The following is a 19,773-nucleotide window of genomic DNA, read 5'->3' as shown; positions in this document are numbered from 1 at the left end:
GCCGCTCAACGCACTTCAGAGAACATCGGGCCACGCGCCAGCGTCGTCTTCTGCTCTACCTGCTGGTCGGAATCGAACGGTCCCTTCGGACGATCCGGAATCTGCGCGGCATCTTGCTGTGCCTGTTCCTGGGCTGCCCTGCGTTCGCCCGGAGTGACCGGCGCGTGCATCGGAATAAGGTCGCGCGGCGCAAGCGGCTCTTCTCCACGTTCCACGACGATTTGCGAGAAGAACCGATTCAGTGCGCGGGTTTCCTCATCATCCGGATCGGTCGCGGCTTTACCTGAGAAAATGCCACGCAGCATCCACCGCGGACCGTCCACACCCACGATGCGGGTGGTCACCATCTTGCCTTCCTTGATCGGGACCGGCAAAATAAGCTCCGTGCCGAACACGCCCGGCATCTCCTTGGCGACATCGCTCTTGGAATCCAGCAGGTCGGCACGAACGTCGTCCCACAATCCCAGCGTCTTCGGCGCTGCGAACGCTTCGACCTCCAAGCTTGACGTGCCGTATGTGATGGTGGCGCCCAGCACCGCCTTGTTCGCCCGAGCGGCTTTGATGCGCAGCTCGATACCTTTCATGAACGGGATATAGTAGGCGCCAAGATCGAGATAATCGTCATAGTCCGGAACGTACTCGTCGTTCACATCCCACGGGCCCCAATCCTCGCCGCGCCCCTCATACTCTTCACTCGGCTCGGTAGGATAATCCGGCTGCTCGTCGCCCTGCGACTGCTCCGATTCCGCAGTCGCCCCGGCATCCTGGGATGCGTCCTGTTCCTTGGCTTGCGCGGCGGTTTCCGGCTGCTGCGTTTTCTGGTCATCCGCGGCTGCATCGTTCACGTCGTCGGCATCCGCCGCATTCTGGCGTGCCTTCTTCGCGTCCTTCTCGCGCGCGGCGTCATCATCATGATGCTTCTTTTTGCCGAATCCGAACAATCCCATAGCTCCTCATTTCCACGGATATGACAGTCCCAAGAATAACACCGCAAATGAGAGCCAGCTGAAAGCGTGATGTCGCGTATCAGCACAGCCGTCATAGCGGCATTCAGGACCACAGATTTCGTCGCATCACACGTCGTACGTGATGCTCAACGGCGCATGATCAGACCACCGGGCGTCATAGGTGGGCGCCTTGTCAATCGTGAACCCTCGAGCCGTCTGCGCAAGCTCCGGAGTGGCAAACTGATAGTCCAGACGCCAGCCGGTGTTGTTATCGAACGCCCGTCCGCGCTGGCTCCACCAGGTGTACGGCCCCTGGATGTCGCCGGCGAGCTCACGCATCACATCGACGAACTCATACTCGTCAAGCCACTTGTCGATATACGCACGCTCCTCAGGCAGGAAGCCGGAATGCGTCACATTCGACTTCGCGTTCTTGATGTCAAGCGGCGTGTGCGCGATATTGAAATCGCCACACAACACCGCTTGCCGCCCACCGTGCGCAGCCTCATCGCGCAGCTGGCCCATGCGGGTGAGCATGGTGTCAAGGAAACGGAACTTCTGGTGCATCTTGTTCGGGTCATCCACATCGCCAGAATGCACGTACACGCATACGACCGTGATCTCATACCCTTGCGGGGTGCGCACATCGGCCTCGATCCAGCGGCCCGAATCCACGTCCTCTTCGAGTCCCGGCAAACCGTACCGCTTGGCGACCACCGGCAGTGTGGACAGCAAGCCGACACCGGCACGGCCTTTGATACGGCAGATTTCATTCATGGTGTGCAGCCCGGTTGGGTCGGCGACTTTGCCGGCATCCACGTAGGTATCGGCGATGTTGTTGAAAATCGGGTCGATTTCCGACTGCGGGGCGCGAACCTCCTGCATGCACCACACGTCCGGTGTATGCTCGCCCGCCCAATGCATAATGCCCTTGCGGTTCGCCGCGCGCAAGCCGTTGACATTCGATGTCGTGATCACAATGCTCATGGTTTCGAGCCTAGCAGCGCTCCCCTACGAGCGGACGCCATTCTTCAACCGCGAAACAGATCCCCCCAGCTGCTTCTACCGGCACTGAGGAGGTACTTAACGTCGGCAGAAAACACGACCACAACCCACTACCGACACTGAGACGCCCTTCAACGTCGGCAGAAACAGAAACGCCACCCTCTGCCGACACTGAGGAGGTGCTCAGCGTCGGCAGAGGGTGGCGGCGTCTTGGAAACAGCTGCGAATCAGTCGAGACCGAGCTTGAGCTTGCCTCCCGGAATCGCGTCGAGCAGGTCGCGCGTGTACTGCTGCTGCGGGTGGTCGAATACCTCGTCGGTTGTCGCATGTTCGACCAGCTTGCCGTGCTGCATCACGACCACCTCATCGGCGATCTGACGGACCACCGCGAGATCATGCGTGATGAACAGGTAGCTCAGCCCGCGTTCCGCCTGCAAATCATTGAGCAGATGAAGCACCTGGTCCTGAACCAGCACGTCAAGCGCGGACACAGCCTCGTCACAAATAATGACATCCGGGTCGAGCGCCATGGCACGTGCGATCGCGATGCGCTGACGCTGACCGCCGGACAGCTCGTTCGGATACCGGGTCATCACGGATTCTGGCAGTTCGACCATGTCAAGCAGCTCGCGCACACGCTTCGCACGGCTCTTCTTGTCGCCGATATGGTGGATGCGCAACGGCTCCTCGATGGACCGGTAGATCGAGTACATCGGGTCGAGCGAACCATACGGGTTCTGGAAGACCGGCTGGACATGCCGACGGAAGTCCAGCAGCTCGGCCTTGCCGAAGTCCGAAATGTTCTTGCCTTCGTAGAAAACCTTGCCCGACGTGGGCTCAAGCAGCCGCAACACCATGTTCGCGACGGTCGACTTGCCAGAGCCGGATTCTCCCACGATGGCGAGCGTCGTACCGCGCTTGACGGAGAAGGACACGTCATCCACCGCCTTGAACATCTCTTTCTTGCGCGGAAGCTTGAATTCCTTCGTCAGATGCTCGACAGTGATAATGTGTTCGCTCTTCTCCAGCGTCTGCTCGCCCTTGACCTGGTGCTCGAGCAACGCATCCGCATTCTGACCGCGTTCTTTCGCGGAGATGATGCGCTGCGAGGCGAGCGACGGAGCCGCCGCGACCAGCCGCTTGGTGTACGGGTGCATCGGATGCTGCAACACTTCGAGCGATGGGCCGGATTCGACAACCTGTCCCTTGTACATCACGACAATATGCTGCGCGCGTTCCGCCGCCAGACCCAGATCATGCGTGATGAACAGCACTGCAGTGCCCAGCGAATCGGTGAGCGTCTGCAAATGGTCGAGAATGCGCTTCTGGACGGTCACGTCGAGCGCGGACGTCGGTTCGTCGGCAATCAACAGGTCAGGACGGCATGCCAGACCGATGGCGATCAGCGCGCGTTGACGCATACCGCCGGAGAACTCGTGCGGATACTGACGCGCACGCGTCGCAGCGTCCGGCAGGCCGGCTTCGTCAAGCAGGCCGGCGATGCGGTCGTTCATATTCGAACCGGTGACATGCTCCTTGGCGATCTGCCAGGCCTTGTCATCGTTCACGCCGGCCTTGATGAGGTCGTCGGCCACGCGCCAACGGGTCTCGGAGCCAGGCGTCCATTCTTCAGTGAAGAACTCCATCGCATTGTCAAGCTTCTTATCGCTCATGCCGATCTCGGTGAGCGCCTGCTTAGCAGCGTCAAGCAACGCGGGAAGTTCAGCCGAGCCGATGAAGGTCTCGTCATCTTCGCTTTTTACGTTGACTTCATCGCCTGCAAGCGCTTTCGCAAGCTTGGACCGCTTCTCATGCGAGATGTCCATATGGTTGGCGACAAGCGCTTCCTTGACCTGGGTGCCGATACGCCACACCGGGTTGAGGTTGCTCATCGGGTCCTGCGGGACCAGGCCCATCTTGCTGCCGCGCAGCTGGTCGTACTCCTTGCCCTTGAGACCGGAGATCTCCTGGCCTTCGAGCTTGATGGAGCCGCCGACCACGTGTCCGGTGCCCGGAAGCAGGCCCAAGACCGCCATAGCGGACGTTGATTTGCCGGAACCGGATTCACCCACGATCGCCACCCACTGTCCAGGATAGACGTTGAATGAGGCGTCGCGCACGGCGTGGACGTCATGCCCGTTGTCGTCGGTGAAATCGACCTTCAGATGCTGTACTTCCAGCAGCGGGCCCTGCTCGCGCTGCATCGCCTCGAGCCGCTGTGCGGCCTCGGCCTTCGCATTGGTATTGGTGTTCTCAGTCATCACATGCTCCTTGTCAGGCCGTACGGCTCTTCGGATCGAGCGCGTCCTTGACGGCGTCACCCATCATGATGAAGGCCAGCACGGTGATCGCCAGCGCGGCCGACGGATAGAACAAGACGGAGGGGTTGGTCCGCAGCACGGATTGCGCGCTGGAGATGTCGCCGCCCCAGCTGACCGTGGTGGTCGGCAGGCCGACACCGAGGAAGCTCAACGTCGCTTCAAGCACGATGTAGGAGCCGAGGGACGTGGTGCCGATGACGATGATCGGGGCCAGCGAATTGGGGATGATATGCCGAATCAGATTGCGCCACGGCGTCGAACCCAAGGCAGTGGAGGCGGTGTTGAATTCGAGGTTCTTCGCTTCCATGACCGCGCCTCGGGCGATACGCGCAGTGGACACCCAGCCGAAGAGCGTGATGACGAGCACCAGCTTCCAGATCGAGGTGCTGGTCTTGAACATCTGCAGCACGACGATGGCGCCGAGCAGAATCGGCAGCGCGAGGAAGATATCGGTCAGACGGCTGAGCACCGCGTCAACCCAGCCTCCGAAGAAGCCGGCGAGCGCGCCGATGAACGCGCCAATCACCACCACGAAAATCGTGGACAGCAGGCCGACGCTCAGCGAGGTGCGGGTCCCGTAGATGGTGCGGGTATACACGTCGCAGCCTTGCAGGTCGAAGCCGAAGGGGTGGCCTGCTTTGGCGGGCTCGAGGGAGTTGTCAAGGTTGCAGTAGTTCGGGTTCTGCTTGGTGAGCACGCCCGGGAAGAGGGCGACGAACACGACGAAGATGATGAGAATCGCGGAGATGATGAACATCGGGTTGCGACGCAGCGTGCGCCACGCGTCAGCCCACATGCTGGCCGCCGGCGCGGATTCGTCGATTGAGTCGACCGCCTGGAGCGGGGTTTCGTCGATCGGTGCGACGAATCGTTCCTGTCCGGGCAATACGCGGGCGGTGTCATTGCGTGATGGTTCTGCCATGATTATCTCTTCCTTCCTCTCACGCGTACCGGATGCGCGGGTCAAGCGCCGCGTACAGCAGGTCGACGATGAGGTTGGTGACGACGAAGATCAGGGTCAGCAGAGTGACGATGGAAACGACCATATTGCTTTCGCCCTTGAGGATGCTCTGATAGGTGAGGTATCCGATGCCGTGCACGTTGAAGATGGTTTCGGAGATCATCGCGCCGCCCATGAGCGTTCCGAGATCCTGGCCGAGATAGGTGACCACGGGGATCAGCGAGTTGCGCAGGACGTGGCGCATGAACACCTGGCGGCGACCCATGCCCTTGGCGCGGGCGGTACGCACGTAGTCCTCGTTCATGTTGGATGAGATCTCACCGCGGGTGAGCCTGATGATATAAGCCATGGACACTGAGCCGAGCACGATGGCCGGCATGATCAGGTCGACGAAGCCGGGATCGTTGCCGGCGGTGACAGGCAGCAGCCTCCACTTGACGCCGACGAGATACTGCATGATGAAGCCGGTGACGAAGGTCGGCACGGAGATGAGCAGTAGGGAGATGATCAGAATCACCGTGTCGCCCCAACGTCCCTTGTTGAGGCCGGAGATGATACCGAAGATGATACCGAAAACCGCTTCAAACACGAAGGCCATCAACGCGAGCCTGATGGTCACGGGGAAGGCGCGGCCGATTTCGTCGATGACCGGCTGGCCGGCGAAGGTGTTGCCGAAATCAAGGGTCAGCGCGTTCTTGAGGAACAGCAGGTACTGAATGATGAACGGCTTGTCAAGGTTGTATTCGGCGCGGATCTGGGCCGCGACCGCCTGGTTGACCGGCTTGTCCCCGAACATGGCTTTCACCGGGTCGCCCGGCAGCGCGAAGACAAGAGCATAAACCAGGAGGGTCGTGCCAAGGACCACGGGAATCATCTGCAGAATGCGTCGCAGAAGATATTTGCCCATTGGGTTGCTCCTTATTGCTCTTCGGCCGTTCGCACCGGGCCCTGTCGGGCATGGCGGCACTGCGGCCATAAAATACTTACGATAGTCTACCCCACCTCTGCCCCTGCGTCACCTGTACAAGGCCTGAAACCGCGCTCGCCCTGTGTTGTAGGGCATTCGGGGCGTCATGGTGACCGTTTCCGTATACCGGACGTTAACAGCGTAGAAACATTGCTTTTTCGGATAATGATGGGTTTGACACGACGAGGGCGCATGACATGAATTCATGTCATGCGCCCTCGTAGAATATCAGACGCCTATCGGCGTGCCGTCACTTGGACAGCTCCGAATAGACCGGCTGGTTCTGCCAGTTCATCGTGAAGTTCTTCACGCCCTTGGCAGCCACACCGTACGCGTTGCCGTAGTACAGCGGGATGGCCGGCAGATCGTTGAGCAGGATTTCCTGGGCCTGCTGGTAGATCTTGTTCGCGGCTTCGGTGCTGGTCGCGGCGTACGCCTGGTCCATGAGCTTGTCGAAGGCCGGGTTCTTGTAGTCGCCGTCGTTGGAGCCCTGGTTGTCGGCCGCAGCGGAGTCGTACAGCTGGTACAGGTAGTTCTCCGGGGACGGGTAATCAGGCTGCCAGCCGGTACGGAACGCGCCCTTGATGGTGCGGTTGGACACGTCGGTGCGGAACTCCTGGAAGGTCGGGACCGGGTTGGTGGCGGCCTTGATGCCCAGGTTGTTCTTCAGCTGGTTGACCACAGCGTCGTAGATCGGCTTGGCGCCGCCGTCGGCGTTGTAGGAGAAGGTGAGGGTGCCGTCATACTTGGAGATGGCATCGGCCTTGGCCCACAGTTCCTTGGCCTTCTTCGGGTTGTACTCCAGATTGCTTTCGCCCTTGAGGGAGTCCGAATAGCCCGGGGTCATCGGGGAGGTGAATTCCTTGGCCGGGGTGCCGACGCCGCCGAGCACCTTGTCGACGATGGTCTTGCGGTTGATGGCCATGGAGATGGCCTGGCGACGCAGGACGCCTTCCTCGGTGTTGGTCTGGAAGTGATCGAGATCGGACGGGATGGTGAAGGTCTGGCTCACGGAACCGGCCTTGTTGTAAGCCTCGACGCTGGGATCGGACTGGAAGGTCTTGGTCGCGGTCGCCGGGACGGAATCCATGACGTCGAGGTTGCCGGACTGCACGTCGGCGTAGGCGGAATCGGTGGAGGTGTAGATCTTGAAGGTCACGCCGTCATTGTTGACCTTGACGTTGCCCTTGTAGTCGGGGTTCTTGACCAGCACGATCTGCTTGTTGTGATCCCAGCTGGAGAACTTGTACGGGCCGTTGCCGACCGGCTTCTCGCCGAAGGCCTTCGGGTCCTTGTAGAAAGATTCCGGCAGCGGGGAGAAGCCCTCGTAACCGACCTTGACCGGGAAGGTGGCGTCAGGCTGGTTCATGGTGACGGTGAAGGTGTAGTCGTCGACGACCTTGAGGCCGGAGAGCTGCTCGTCGCCCTTCAGGCCGTCCTTCTGCAGGTCGTCATAGCCCTTGATGGTGGAGAAGAAGGACGCGCACTTCTGGGCGTTCTTCGCGTTCGCGGTGTAGCTCCACGCCTTGGTGAAGGATTCGGCGGTCACCGGGGTGCCGTCGGTGAACTTCCAGCCCTTCTTGAGGGTGACGGTGTATTCGCTGGAGTCGGCATTCGGCTTGATGGACTGGGCGACTTCGTTCTTCGCGTTGCCCTTGTTGTCGAAGCTCACCAGGCGGGCGAACATCAGTTCGACCGGGCGGCCGCCGCCAGTTTCGTTGGTGTTGCCCGGGACGAGCGGGTTCTGCGGTTCGGAACCGAAGGCGGTGATGATGACCTTGCCGCCGTTGGACGAACCGGAAGTCGAAGATGACGACGAACCGCAGCCGCCGAGCGCCATCGCGAGCGAGCATGCCGCCGCGATCAGCGCAATTGCTTTCTTCTTCATATGTGTTTTTCTCCTGTGTGTGTTTGATTTTGGGACGAATCCCAAAAAACAACGAGGCTCGGGCTCCCGCCCCAACCTCGTTGCTGAACATCGTCAATTCTTACCCCTCTGTGGGACAAGACGCAAGATGATGTTCTCGTTGCCATCTGCAACGCCTCGCGCATCAGGTGTTCAATCGCGACGTCGTCCAAGGCCTTACATGACAAGAATTTCCAAGGGTGCCTAGGGCATGCCGGATACTTGCCACTCGACGTGGCCCGCCGATGTTTTCGCAACCATTGTTACGAGTCGGTTAATTTTCTTCTCGTTCCGCGCACAACGCGCGACAAGCCTGCGGGCGCGCAGGGACATGCAGATTAGATGTTCCGCGTGTGGTTTGTTGTTTGCCAATATAGATTTGACGGAGGAAAAACAGCGTTCGCTCGTCGTTGCAATATGCTCCCGGACCGGGCGCACCGGGTCGCAACTTGGATAACGGCGAGCGCTCTTGCGAACCGAATCGGTTGTCGGCATGCGTTCTCCGGTTCGGTAGCGGATTATCCAGCCAAGGCATGTCGGGCCGCCGCAACAACGCCGTGTTCAGGCGCGTGGGAAAGCCTGCCGGTAGCGTTGCTTGAGCTGCTCCATCGAAACGTGGGTGTACCGCTGGGTGGTACGCAACGAGGCGTGCCCGAGCATCTCCTGCACTTCACGCAGATCGGCGCCGCCGTCGAGCATATGGGTCGCGGCACTGTGCCGCAAGGCGTGCGGGCTGATGTCCGGAACACCCGCCTTGCGAGCCTCGCGATGTACGACCTGCCGGACAATCCGCTGGTCGATCCGGCCGCCCCGGCGACCAAGGAACAACGCCTCCCCAGAAAGATCGCATGCAAGCGCGGGGCGTCCGGCTTGCAGCCACTGGTCCAGAGCACGCGCCGCCGGCGCTCCGAACGGAACGACACGCTGCTTATCCCCCTTGCCGGTGACGCGGACGGTGTGCTGGGCGAAATCGATGTCGGCAATGTCGATGCCGACAAGTTCCCCGACGCGGATGCCCGTCGCATAGAGCAGCTCCATCATCGCAGCGTCGCGGACGGCGATTGCATGGTCCGCAGGCGAAGCGCCGATCTGGTGCCGTTGGCATTCCGGTTGTTGCCCACCGCGATCCGATCGACGCTGTCCTTGCTGAAGTCCTTGCTGGTGTCCCTCTCGCGCCGCCCCTGCACTTCCCCGCGCTGTGTACGCATCCGCATCATCCATCAGGGTTTTCGCCTGTGCTTCGGTCAATACCGCCGGAAGCACGGAAGGGATTTTCGGGGTCATGAGCAGGGCAGCGGGGTCGCTGTCAATCAGCCCTTGATCCTGCGCCCAACGGAAGAAGCCACGGACCGCCACGGTCCTGCGCGCCATGCTGGAACGCGCGTATCCGCGGGCGCTTTCACTGGACATCCACGCCCGCAAATCGTCGACATTGACCCGATCGAGCGCTTCGAGGCCATCGATATTCATGGTGACGAGGCAGTCCAGCACATCGATGCGATACGCTTTCAGCGTATTGTCACTGGCGGCGCGATTGACGCGAAGATCATGGAGGAACTCGTCGATAACCGCCTCGATTTGGGCGCCAACGAGCTGCTCCATCTGTGACGAGGATTCCTTCTTGTCACAAGCCCGTCCGTCCGCTGCGCCACCTGACCGGCGAGCGCCCGGTTTGCGTCGTTCCCGTTCCATCCGTGTATACCTTCCGTCTGCCCGTATCTACTCGTTCGCGCTCGTCCGCTTATCCTTGTTCGCCCATGATAGTTGCCATAGTATGCAGCCGCGGTCTACGCCGATGCACGAACGGCCATAAGATGGGCACGGCGGCATATCCGCATATCCGCATATCCGTGGTGTTGACCGCAGACCCGATCTGCGCGGAACCCCAGCAAGCGAGGAGACCATGTTCATTGTTCCACAACCCGAACCGCACAACACCTCGGGGAACACCGATGTCCCGCCCGCGAAGCGAGAGCCGCGCGACTTGTCTGGTGCCATCGGCGGGAGCGGGGTGCCGAGGCTTCCACGCGAGATTCCATCTGGTGCCCGCATCGTCGTCCGCACGAAGGCAGGTACGGACCCGAACACCGGCAGAATGACGTATCGGGATTTTGTCGGGCATGTACAGCAGTGGAACGGAACCACCCTGAAGATGATCCGCGACGCCGCCGCCAACGGGTCTCGCCCCGAACAGCAGGTCAGCATTGAGGCCGATAGCATCGTGCGGCTCAAGCCGATTCCGGAACGCCCTGGCACAGCGGCACGTCGAAAGGCATCCGCCAAGGCTTAGAAACGACCGCACGCAAATTGGGAGTTCAGATGCGAATCGCGCGATCAGACGACTTCTCCCAATATTCAACGCCGGTGCGGGTGTGCCCGGCCAACTCAGCCATCGAGGCGGTCAAAACTGGGACACGAAACCGATGACGTGAAACTACAGGCCACCGAAATCAAATACACGAAACCGAACACGCAACACCACACGCCACCGAAGCCGCAGGCCATCCTGTGGATGTTCGCGTAATCAGGCAGGCAGATGTCACGCGCGCGCTAGCGCAGCGGACGCCACCGCCGGGCGGCGCTCAACCACCGCGACGGCATCCGAATGCCAGCCCGTCACCTGCTCGCCGCGACGTGCCGATTCCAACAGTTGCTCACGCCACGTGGCGAGATTGAGCGGCATGTCCATCGTCTCCGGCGTCTCCGCCTGAGTATTCGCGCGCACGCACGCCGCCTTGTAGTCGCGGAATGGTTGGCCGTGGGCGAAAAACTCTCCGATCTGCCGGTCGTCCCCGTCGTGCAACGCGTCAGCGACTGCGATAAGACGATCGGCCATATGTCGCAACAGCGTTTCGACATTCTTGGCATCCTCATCGACCATGGCACGGGTTCGCTGCGGATCAGTCAACGCCACTCGGGTCATGTCACGCCACGATCCTGCGGCAAGGGCTGCGGCGATATTGCGGTCGGGATTGTCCGTCAGCTCGTTGATCAGCGCCGTGGCGACCACATGCGGCATGTGGGAGATCAGCGCCGCCGCGCGATCATGCGTGCCGTCGTCGATGACGATGCACCGGTTGGTGCACCCCTCGGTGATCATGCGCGCTACCACAAGGAAACGCCGGTAATCGGTCGATTCGTCCACGGTGATCGCCCACAAGGCATGGTCGAACAGGCTTGGATCAGAAGCCTCGAAGCCGGAACGCTCGGTTCCAGTCATCGGATGGGCGCCCACATAGCAGTCCCCCAGACCCGCGGCGACGACCTGCTGCCGCACCAAGGCTTTCACACTGCCGACATCGGTCAGGGTGGTCGTTGTGCGGTCGATGACCGGGGCAAGCCGGGAGAGCATCTGTGGCATGGCTTTCAGCGGATTGCACAATACGATGAGATCGGGGCGTGCACCGGGATGCCCCGCGAGTTCCTCGAGCGAGTCCACGCATACGATGCCGTCCCGTCTGGCCCGTTCATACGGGTGCGGGCGGTGGTTCCACGCAATCACCCGATACCCGTTGGCCGCCAGATGACGCGCTAGGGAGCCGCCGATCAGGCCCAATCCGACAATGCCGATTGTTATGCCTGTCTTGTCTGCCATCATATCCGTCTCCCTTCCTCGTTCTGCCATGTGCGCCATACCTGTCGAGTCTGTCGCGTTCGTCGAGCCTGCAGTATTCGCCGTATCGGTCGCGGCGATCGCCGAGCCTGTAACGCCACCTGCATGGCCGCATGCGAACCATCGCCCGGAATCATCACTCACCACAGCAACTCCCTTGCAGCGTCGACACTGCTATCCCACGCCTCTGGGATGGATTGGAGTTCGAAGCATACTCCCCCTTGCGGCAACATCCACTCGTTGACCGGCGGATTCGGCCGCTCCCTGCGCGGGTAGACCGCCAGAGTCTTCACCCAGTCGCCATGTTCTACGACCTCAGTCAGCACACTGCGGAAATGCGGTTGCCACGGGGCTGCATCCACGGCAGCGACGAAACTGTAAGTCCCCGCATGCCCCTTGATCGGGCGAGAGATGAAGCTGGTCATATTCAGTCCGGCGTCGCGTAACACGTCCAGGAGATTCGCCAGTACGCCGGGCCCTGTGCTCAACGGGATAAACGCGATGATCGTTTCGAACTCGCTGTTGCCGTCCGCCTTGGCTTGCGCCATCAGCGAGGGCACATCATCCCGACGGGCGAGAACAAGGAACTCGGTTCGAGCGCCGTGATAATCCTGCACATGGTGTTCCAGCGTGTCCAAATGGTATAATTCGCCGCAAATCGATGGGCCGAGCGCCACTTGGCCGTCACGCACGTCCCGGCAGGCGGCCGCGTTCGACGTGGCAGGCATGAGCGTGAGATGATGCCGGGCGATAAACCGCTGGCATTGTGCCAATCCGTGCGGGTGTGCAGTCGCTTCGCGGAGCGCGACGCCCCGTTTCGCGCTCCCCTGTGGCACAAACGCGTCGAACACGACATCGACGCCGACATGGGCAAAGCCGACAACGTCATCCGCGTCGATCATCATATCGAGGTTCGGGACCACATACCCTTCGACATTGTTTTCCCACGCGATGACACCCCATCCCTCGCCGTCGCGCACATGCGCCATGACCTTGGGGATGGTGCTTTCCGGCATCGGAGTTATGTTCTCCGACAGCGGTGCAAGCATCCGGCTTGCGCACACCGCCGCCTGATGAGTGAATGAGCCTTGCGGGCCCAGATAATACAACGGGAGCGACTGGCGCCGACTTGCAGCCTCAAATGCGCGATTGCCGTCGCAAACAGTGTTGTCGGTGATGTCTTGGCTCATTGGACTTCCTTGTCTTGCGCGGTGTTGCCAGTGTCTGTGTCATCGGCGGTGCCGCTTGCAGCCGCCGCGTGTGCTGCCTGCCGGATGTCGTCATCCACGGTGATACGGAACCATCGTTTCGGCAGAAACAGCAGGATGACTTGCACCACAATCATGCCGTACAGCCATATCATGCCGACATGCTCGCTCCAGAACGGTACTGCCAAGGGGTCCCCGAACCCCACCGGCGCCAATGCGCCTGAACCGCGGGGAGCCACCGCAAGCCCCCACGCAACAATCGAGGACGCCGCCACATGGACTCCCAGCCCCAGCGCGCCGGCGCGTGACCGCGCGCACCACGCCGACAACGCGATAACAAGCAATGCGAGGACTAGGCCGTACGGAATATTCGCGGACGCGCCCAGCCGATGCGCAAGCGTGCCGATCACGCCGACCGCGGCGCCGGCGAGCAGCGAAATGGTCATCCGTGTCGGATACGACTGGCGATGCGACCACGGCAGGTCGCGCCCCGAAGCTGGTGAAGAAGTCATATGTCCAGTATGCCTTCCCGCCACGAAAAACACCCTGCTGCTTCCACACCGGCGAATCCCTCGCGCTTGTACCGACACCGCGAAACAACATCGCGAAAACGACGACGCCGTCTGCACCCAGACCATGCCGAGTGCAGACGGCGTCAAACCGTCAATCGTCTTCGCGCTTCAAGAGCGCGATGACGGCGTCATGCCTTACTTGGCTGCCGCGTTGTTCTGGCGACGCTGCTTGGCGCGCCACTTGTACCATTCGTCGCGGCTGAGGATGATCTTGCGCACACGGATGGCTTCCGGCGTCACCTCGACGCATTCGTCCTCGTTCGCGAAATCAAGCGATTCCTCGAGGCTCATCTTGATCGGCGGGGTGAGCGTTTCAAGCACGTCGGCGGTGGAGGAACGCATATTGGTCATATGCTTGGCCAGCGTGATGTTGACATCGAGCTCGTCAGGCTTGTTGTTGATGCCGACGACCTGGCCTTCGTAGACCGGGGACTGCGGCTCGACGAAGAACTGGCCGCGGGCCTGCAGACGCTGCATGGCATACGGGGTGGCGACACCGGCGCGATCGGAGACCATGGAGCCGTTCTGGCGGGTCACAATCTCACCAGCCCACGGGGCGTAGCCAGCGGAGATGGAGCTCGCGATGCCTGTACCGCGAGTGGCGGACAGCAGTGCGGTGCGGAAACCGATCAGACCACGAGACGGCACGGTGAATTCCAGGCGCACCCAGCCGGAACCGTGGTTGGTCATCGAATCCATACGGCCCTTGCGGTCGGCCAGCAGCTGCGTGACCGTACCCATGTACTCCTCGGGCACGTCGATGGTGGTGTTCTCCATCGGCTCGTTGATCTTGCCGTCGATCATCTTGGTGACCACCTGCGGGCGGCCGACGGTCAGCTCGTAACCTTCGCGGCGCATCTCCTCAGCGAGGACAGCCAGCGCGAGTTCGCCACGGCCCTGAACCTCCCACGCGTCAGGACGGTCAGTCGGCAGCACCTTGATGGACACGTTGCCGATCAGCTCGCGGTCGAGACGATCCTTGATCATACGGGCGGTAAGCTTGTGATCCTTGCCTTCACGGCCAGCCAGCGGGGAATCGTTGACGCCGAAAGTCATGGAGATCGCCGGGTCGTCGACATGGATAAGCGGCAGCGGACGCGGGTCGTTCGGGTCGACGATGGTTTCGCCGATCATGATGTCGCTCACACCGGCGACGGCGACGATGTCGCCGGGGCCTGCGGATTCCACCGGGATGCGGTCCAGACCCTGCGTGCGCAGCAGTTCGGAGACACGGAAGTTCTCAATCGAGCCATCCACGCGGGACAGGCCGTAGGTCTTGCCCTTCTCGAGCAAGCCGTTGTACACGCGCACGAGGCCGAGACGTCCGAGGAAGTCGGAGGAGTCGATATTCGCGACATGGGCCTGCAGCGGTGCGCCCTCCTCGTACTGCGGGGCGGGGATGTTGGCGATAATCGATTCGAACAGCGGTTCGAGGTTGTCGTTGTCCGGCAGGGCGCCGTCGGCAGGCTGGTCAGCGGAAGCGTAGCCGACCTTCGCGGCGCAGTAGATGACCGGCAGGTCGAGCAGGGAGTCGAGATCAAGGTCGACGCCCTCTTCCATGACGTCCTGAGCCAGGCCGAGCAGCAGATCAGTGGATTCGCTGACGACTTCGGAGATGCGGGCGTCCGGGCGGTCGGTCTTGTTAATGCACAGGATGACCGGCAGCTTCGCCTCGAGCGCCTTGCGCAGCACGAAACGGGTCTGCGGCAGCGGGCCTTCGGACGCGTCGACGAGCAGCACCACGCCGTCGACCATGGAGATGCCGCGCTCGACCTCGCCGCCGAAATCGGCGTGGCCGGGGGTATCGATCACGTTGATGGTGATGCCGTCGGGCTCACCGTACTTCGCGGCAAGCGGGCCGGTGTACTTGACCGCCGTGTTCTTGGCGAGGATGGTGATGCCCTTCTCGCGTTCCAGATCGTTGGAATCCATGACGCGGTCCGGGACTTCCTCACGTTCGTTGAAGACGTGGGACTGCTGGAGCATGGCGTTGACCAAGGTGGTCTTGCCGTGATCGACGTGCGCTACGATTGCCACATTACGGATATCACCGCGAACTGCCATCAATTACCTCTCTTAATTGCATGATTTGTCTACGTATCACTCTCGGATGCGGGAATCACCCACCTACCGCTTACACATAAACCGTCACAAGATTACCGGCGGACCACGACAGGTTGAATCGGCTGTCCGCGAAGCGCACAAGCCGGCCGCGGCGACGGCCTACAACGCGCCAAGCTGCTCCCCCGCCGCCTCGCGGACCACTTGTCCTGCGTCGGCCGGAAGGAACGGGGCCAACGACGGCAAATCGTCCAACGAATCGAGGCCCATGTATTCGAGGAACAACCCGGTCGTTTCCAGCAATGCGGCGTGCGTCTGGGGGTCTACGCCATGTTCCTGCACCAGTCCGCGCACGGTCAGCGATCGGATCACGCCATCGGAATTGACCCCTCTGATGGAAGCGACCTGGGCGCGAGTCATCGGCTGCTTGTACGCAATGATGGCGAGCGCCTCGAGCGCCGCCTGCGACAGGCGCGAAGTCTGCCCGTCGGTAACGAACGCTCCGACAACCGGCTCAAACTCGCTGCGGCTGACATACTGCCATCCGCGAGCGCTGCTACGCAAGGCGAAACCTCGCGGGGCGATACCGTGTTCGAGATCCCCATCGTATTCACGCTGAAGCGATTCGAGCGCGTCGCGGACATCCTTGGGATCGCAATGCAACGCGCGCGCCAGGTCCCGCTCCTGTTGCGGCCCATCCGCGACCATCAGCACCGCTTCCAGACACGCCGGCAAGCCGCCGGGAAAATCATCCACTTGCCATGCCTGCTGTAGTTTGTCCAAGCCACCCGGAGCCGCCGTGCCGCTCTGAGAGGCCATCTCACGCTTCGTATCGTCTTCGATCATGACATATCCTTCTCGCCAACCAATTCGGTGTTCTGACGCCCCGGCATCCACCTGACGAACAACGGTTCGAACGGCCCAGACTGGCGGTATTGCACTGCTCCCTGCTTGAAAAACACGAGAATGGCGAAGAACCGTGCGACCACCTCAAGCGTACCGTGTGCGTCCTCGCACAGCTTAGAGAACGCCATGCCCTCTCCGGCGGGCAAGGCGCGCAGGCGATCGCGGACCAACGCGGATTGCTCCCGCAAATCAACCAACGGCACATGCAATTGATGAGTCGCAACATGTTCCAGCGGCGCGTTCGTCAATGCCGCCGCGGCGATTCCCGCAAGTTCCTGCGGGGTGAGTGTCCACACCAGTTGCGGCAGCATCGCGGCGAGAGCAGGGTCAGCGTTGCCAGGGTGGGCGTGGCGCGCGTTGTCGTCCATCCGAACGCGGAAATCGGACGCCGCCTGTTTGAACGCATGATATTGCAGCAGTCTAGCGAACAGGAGATCGCGTTCCCGCAACGCCTCCATGCTGCGTTCGTCTCGGGTGCCGTCTTCGTCATGCGGCAACAAGGCAGCGCTTTTCGCTTCGATGAGCACGGACGCCACATCGAGGAACGCACTCGCCTCATCCATATTGCGCTCAGTGTCGAGTGTGCGCACGTATGCAAGAAATTCTTCCGTGATGGCGGACAAGGACACTTCGGTCAGTTCGAGGCGTCTGTTGGCGATCATGCCCAACAGCACATCGAACGGGCCGGCGTAGTTGTCCAGATTGACGGAGAAACCGTCCGCGGCCGGTATGTCCGCCATTGCCGTCATGGCCTGCGTACCGGTTTCATCACTTTGGACACCATCCGATGCCTGCACCGACCCCTGCGCGGATGGCGACTGTCCACTCACGGCGTATCCGCCAACGTTCAGGCGACGACTCCGCGCGCGACCATTTCGCGGGCGACTTCACGATATTCCTGCGCGGTTTTGTGGTTCGGCGCGTATATCGTAATCGGCGCGGCGGCGACTGTCGCATCGGGCAATTTGATGGACCGGGAGATCACCGTGTGGAACACCTTGTCGCCGAACGCCTCATAGATGCGCTGCAGCACTTCCTCGGAATGCAGGGTACGCGTGTACATGGTGACCAGCACCCCGTCGATTTCCAGGGAAGGGTTGATGCGCGACTGGACTTTCTCGATGGACTGCATGAGCAGCGCCACGCCACGCAACGCGAAGAACTCAGCGGCAACCGGAATCATGACGCCGTCCGCCGCAGTCAGCGCGTTGACGGTGAGCAGGCCGAGGGACGGCTGGCAGTCGATGATGATGAGATCGTATTCATCGCGTACTTTGCGCAGTACGCTAGCGAGAATCTGCTCGCGCCCCACTTCGGTGACCAATTGGACTTCCGCCGCGGACAAATCGATATTCGCGGGCATGACGTCAAGGTTCTTGAAATCCGTATGCTGGATGATGTCGTGTGGATCGACGGACGGGTCGAACAGGGCGGTGTACACGGTGTTGTCCACGGTGTTCGCGTTGATGCCGAGGCCGACCGTAGCCGCGCCTTGCGGGTCGAAATCGACGATCAGCACACGACGGCCGTACTGGCTGAGCGCGCCGGCAATATTGATGGAGCTGGTGGTCTTACCGACGCCGCCTTTCTGATTGCACATCGCGATGACGCGCGCAGGCCCGTGCTCATGGCGCGGCTGTGGCGCAGGAAACGTCTCATATTCTCGTCCCAGTAAATCCGTTGGCATACCGTTCACTGTACCAAGCGGCGTGTCCACGTCCTGCTGTGTTCCATCCTCGCCTTCCAACTCATCGTCATCGTCCGATGCACGGATCGATCGCGTTGCGCCGGTATTCGTGCCCATGATCGGCAACAATCCCTGACGGGTGTCGCGCATCGGGGTCATCGTGTCATCCACGCCTGCTCCTTCCCGCATATCCGCCGCGGATACGCCTGACGTGCGACCGCGCCGCCGCACACCGAACACCATCGTATCGCCCGCACGTCCCAGCGGCTGTATTATGCCGGACGGTCATCGAGCCCGTGGATGAGCGGTCATATACGTTTCCATCAATGTTTCCGGCGCGATATGCGTGTAGATTTGCGTGGTCGTGACCGACGCGTGTCCCAGCAGTTCCTGCACGGTGCGCACATCGGCGCCACCTTGGATCAAATGCGTGGCGAAGGAATGGCGCAAGGTATGCGGGTGCAACGGACGGGCCAGATGCGCCCGCTCTCCCGCAATGCGTACGGCGTCCCAAGCGCTTTGCCGCGACAGGCGCTGGCCGCGGCGGTTAAGGAACACCGCCCGCAGCTCGGGTTGCTTGGCTTTGTTCGCAAGCGCAGGCCGGCCAATGCTTCGATACCGTTCCAACGCGTCACACGCATAGCTGCCGATCGGCACCAACCGCTGCTTTGACCCTTTGCCGGTGAGCCTGACCAGTCGGTCATCGAAGTCAATATCAGCGAAATCAACGCCCACGGCCTCAGAAATACGGGCGCCGGTGGCGTACAGGAATTCAAGCAACGCCTTGTCTCGTAAAACCACGGGGTCTTGGCTGCCGTGCATCGCCGCGGCGTCCAATAACGTCGAGACCTCGTCGATTGTCAAAACGTCTGGCAGATGTGATCCGCCTTTCGGGGCGTGTACTTTCGCGGATGCATCGTCGCTGACAGCGCCACGAGATAATGCGAACCGGTGAAATTCGTGGATACTGGCGAGATGACGCCGGCGGCTTGCCACGCTCTGGCCTTGTCCGGCAAGCGATTGCGCATAGGCTTGCACATCCTGCTGCCGAATTCCGTCCATCGAGCGGATGCCGTGATCTTCCATCCAGGTGATATAGCGCTCGAGATCCGACCGATAGGCGTCGACGGTCGCGTCCGCGAGGCCGCGTTCCACGGCGATATGCCCGATGAACGCCGACAGCTGGTCGCGCAGCGACGACGACAGTGTCGTCGGCGGATTCAATCGCTCGGCCATCGTTGCATCATCTCCCGTGCCGGTGTTGTGCCGGTGTATCTGCATCTGTTGTGCTGTTGCATATGGTGCAGGCACGGCAACACGACGACGGTTGTCCGTTCCTGCGTTCACCGCGCAAGTTCCCAAGATCGAGCACCACGCCTCGGTTCCTGATGGGTGTCGGATACAACGTGCTGTCAATACTACGCATTACTCATACAAACTGTCTACGCTGAGACCGGTCTTGGCATAGACAGTTTGGTAGGTGGGCGACGGCACCCGATCCATGACAGGACACCATCGTATCCGTCTCCGTCGGGCACACGTGCCGACCAACGGGCAGAACATACGACAATGCCCCGGCTCCTTAGAGAAGTCGGGGCATTGCGAGACATTACAACGGT

The 19,773-nt window shown here is 61.2% G+C and carries 16 protein-coding genes; 1 reads left to right on the top strand and 15 read right to left on the bottom strand.

What is annotated here, in order from left to right; translation table 11 throughout:
• Window positions 1-5: 5 nt before the first annotated feature.
• From CQR48_RS03365 to CQR48_RS03335, 7 genes are all read right to left on the bottom strand, one after another.
• A complete protein-coding gene (locus tag CQR48_RS03365; RefSeq protein ID WP_101452011.1) occupies window positions 6-947 on the bottom strand; it encodes a DUF3710 domain-containing protein in 942 nt (313 codons plus the stop codon).
• A 126-nt stretch (window positions 948-1,073) separates the two neighbouring features.
• Window positions 1,074-1,934 carry an exodeoxyribonuclease III gene (locus CQR48_RS03360; protein ID WP_101452010.1) on the bottom strand — a complete coding sequence of 287 codons (861 nt, stop codon included), beginning with the start codon at window positions 1,932-1,934 and terminating at the stop codon, window positions 1,074-1,076.
• Window positions 1,935-2,179: 245 nt separating this feature from the next.
• A complete protein-coding gene (locus CQR48_RS03355) occupies window positions 2,180-4,213 on the bottom strand; it encodes a dipeptide ABC transporter ATP-binding protein (RefSeq protein ID WP_101452009.1) in 2,034 nt (677 codons plus the stop codon).
• Window positions 4,214-4,226: 13 nt separating this feature from the next.
• Window positions 4,227-5,195 carry an ABC transporter permease gene (locus CQR48_RS03350; RefSeq protein ID WP_033505221.1) on the bottom strand — a complete coding sequence of 323 codons (969 nt, stop codon included), beginning with the start codon at window positions 5,193-5,195 and terminating at the stop codon, window positions 4,227-4,229.
• A gap of 19 nt (window positions 5,196-5,214) precedes the next feature.
• The gene (locus tag CQR48_RS03345) at window positions 5,215-6,141 is read right to left on the bottom strand and encodes an ABC transporter permease (protein WP_101452008.1); all 927 of its coding nucleotides are present in this window, start codon (window positions 6,139-6,141) and stop codon (window positions 5,215-5,217) included.
• Between the two features lie 310 nt (window positions 6,142-6,451).
• Window positions 6,452-8,089, bottom strand: a complete 1,638-nt coding sequence (locus CQR48_RS03340) for a peptide ABC transporter substrate-binding protein (protein WP_101452007.1) — start codon at window positions 8,087-8,089, stop codon at window positions 6,452-6,454.
• Between the two features lie 579 nt (window positions 8,090-8,668).
• A complete protein-coding gene (locus CQR48_RS03335; RefSeq protein WP_101452006.1) occupies window positions 8,669-9,709 on the bottom strand; it encodes a tyrosine recombinase XerC in 1,041 nt (346 codons plus the stop codon).
• 409 nt (window positions 9,710-10,118) lie between these two features.
• On the opposite strand from CQR48_RS03335, the gene CQR48_RS03330 reads away from it, so the two are divergent.
• Window positions 10,119-10,397 (top strand): DUF6725 family protein, encoded by a 279-nt coding sequence (locus CQR48_RS03330; RefSeq protein ID WP_033492383.1) that lies wholly within the window; start codon window positions 10,119-10,121, stop codon window positions 10,395-10,397.
• A 249-nt stretch (window positions 10,398-10,646) separates the two neighbouring features.
• On the opposite strand, the gene CQR48_RS03325 is transcribed toward CQR48_RS03330, so the two are convergent.
• From CQR48_RS03325 to xerD, 8 genes are all read right to left on the bottom strand, one after another.
• Window positions 10,647-11,732 (bottom strand): prephenate dehydrogenase, encoded by a 1,086-nt coding sequence (locus tag CQR48_RS03325; protein ID WP_371836378.1) that lies wholly within the window; start codon window positions 11,730-11,732, stop codon window positions 10,647-10,649.
• A 128-nt stretch (window positions 11,733-11,860) separates the two neighbouring features.
• Window positions 11,861-12,910 carry a prephenate dehydratase gene (locus CQR48_RS03320; protein WP_101452004.1) on the bottom strand — a complete coding sequence of 350 codons (1,050 nt, stop codon included), beginning with the start codon at window positions 12,908-12,910 and terminating at the stop codon, window positions 11,861-11,863.
• Window positions 12,907-13,440, bottom strand: coding sequence for an alcohol dehydrogenase (locus tag CQR48_RS03315; RefSeq protein ID WP_101452003.1), 534 nt, complete (start codon window positions 13,438-13,440; stop codon window positions 12,907-12,909). The genes CQR48_RS03320 and CQR48_RS03315 overlap by 4 nt, the downstream gene beginning before the upstream one ends.
• Before the next feature lie 195 nt (window positions 13,441-13,635).
• Entirely contained in the window at window positions 13,636-15,564 is a 1,929-nt protein-coding gene (gene typA / locus CQR48_RS03310) for a translational GTPase TypA (RefSeq protein ID WP_015450206.1), read from the bottom strand.
• 159 nt (window positions 15,565-15,723) lie between these two features.
• Window positions 15,724-16,407, bottom strand: a complete 684-nt coding sequence (gene scpB / locus CQR48_RS03305; protein WP_015450205.1) for an SMC-Scp complex subunit ScpB — start codon at window positions 16,405-16,407, stop codon at window positions 15,724-15,726.
• Window positions 16,404-17,216: a segregation and condensation protein A gene (locus CQR48_RS03300; RefSeq protein WP_044282214.1), complete on the bottom strand. Its 813-nt coding sequence runs from the start codon at window positions 17,214-17,216 to the stop codon at window positions 16,404-16,406. The genes scpB and CQR48_RS03300 overlap by 4 nt, the downstream gene beginning before the upstream one ends.
• Window positions 17,217-17,314: 98 nt before the next feature.
• Window positions 17,315-18,154 carry a ParA family protein gene (locus tag CQR48_RS03295; protein ID WP_029576527.1) on the bottom strand — a complete coding sequence of 280 codons (840 nt, stop codon included), beginning with the start codon at window positions 18,152-18,154 and terminating at the stop codon, window positions 17,315-17,317.
• A gap of 285 nt (window positions 18,155-18,439) precedes the next feature.
• Window positions 18,440-19,390, bottom strand: coding sequence for a site-specific tyrosine recombinase XerD (gene xerD / locus CQR48_RS03290; RefSeq protein WP_101452002.1), 951 nt, complete (start codon window positions 19,388-19,390; stop codon window positions 18,440-18,442).
• Window positions 19,391-19,773: the final 383 nt, after the last annotated feature.

It is taken from the genome of Bifidobacterium thermophilum (assembly GCF_002846655.1).
Taxonomy (GTDB): Bacteria; Actinomycetota; Actinomycetes; order Actinomycetales; family Bifidobacteriaceae; genus Bifidobacterium; species Bifidobacterium thermophilum.
This window is presented reverse-complemented; position numbering and strand designations above follow the sequence as displayed.

What these genes read in the sequence shown, in the direction of transcription:
- typA (WP_015450206.1), bottom strand. Translation starts at nt 15,564, where the DNA reads ATGGCAGTTCGCGGTGATATCCGTAATGTGGCAATCGTAGCGCACGTC.
- CQR48_RS03345 (WP_101452008.1), bottom strand. Translation starts at nt 6,141, where the DNA reads ATGGGCAAATATCTTCTGCGACGCATTCTGCAGATGATTCCCGTGGTC.
- scpB (WP_015450205.1), bottom strand. Translation starts at nt 16,407, where the DNA reads ATGATCGAAGACGATACGAAGCGTGAGATGGCCTCTCAGAGCGGCACG.
- CQR48_RS03340 (WP_101452007.1), bottom strand. Translation starts at nt 8,089, where the DNA reads ATGAAGAAGAAAGCAATTGCGCTGATCGCGGCGGCATGCTCGCTCGCG.
- CQR48_RS03335 (WP_101452006.1), bottom strand. Translation starts at nt 9,709, where the DNA reads ATGGAGCAGCTCGTTGGCGCCCAAATCGAGGCGGTTATCGACGAGTTC.
- CQR48_RS03350 (WP_033505221.1), bottom strand. Translation starts at nt 5,195, where the DNA reads ATGGCAGAACCATCACGCAATGACACCGCCCGCGTATTGCCCGGACAG.
- CQR48_RS03300 (WP_044282214.1), bottom strand. Translation starts at nt 17,216, where the DNA reads ATGACGGCAATGGCGGACATACCGGCCGCGGACGGTTTCTCCGTCAAT.
- CQR48_RS03295 (WP_029576527.1), bottom strand. Translation starts at nt 18,154, where the DNA reads ATGCCAACGGATTTACTGGGACGAGAATATGAGACGTTTCCTGCGCCA.
- CQR48_RS03325 (WP_371836378.1), bottom strand. Translation starts at nt 11,732, where the DNA reads ATGGCAGAACGAGGAAGGGAGACGGATATGATGGCAGACAAGACAGGC.
- CQR48_RS03320 (WP_101452004.1), bottom strand. Translation starts at nt 12,910, where the DNA reads ATGAGCCAAGACATCACCGACAACACTGTTTGCGACGGCAATCGCGCA.
- CQR48_RS03365 (WP_101452011.1), bottom strand. Translation starts at nt 947, where the DNA reads ATGGGATTGTTCGGATTCGGCAAAAAGAAGCATCATGATGATGACGCC.
- CQR48_RS03360 (WP_101452010.1), bottom strand. Translation starts at nt 1,934, where the DNA reads ATGAGCATTGTGATCACGACATCGAATGTCAACGGCTTGCGCGCGGCG.
- xerD (WP_101452002.1), bottom strand. Translation starts at nt 19,390, where the DNA reads ATGGCCGAGCGATTGAATCCGCCGACGACACTGTCGTCGTCGCTGCGC.
- CQR48_RS03355 (WP_101452009.1), bottom strand. Translation starts at nt 4,213, where the DNA reads ATGACTGAGAACACCAATACCAATGCGAAGGCCGAGGCCGCACAGCGG.
- CQR48_RS03315 (WP_101452003.1), bottom strand. Translation starts at nt 13,440, where the DNA reads ATGACTTCTTCACCAGCTTCGGGGCGCGACCTGCCGTGGTCGCATCGC.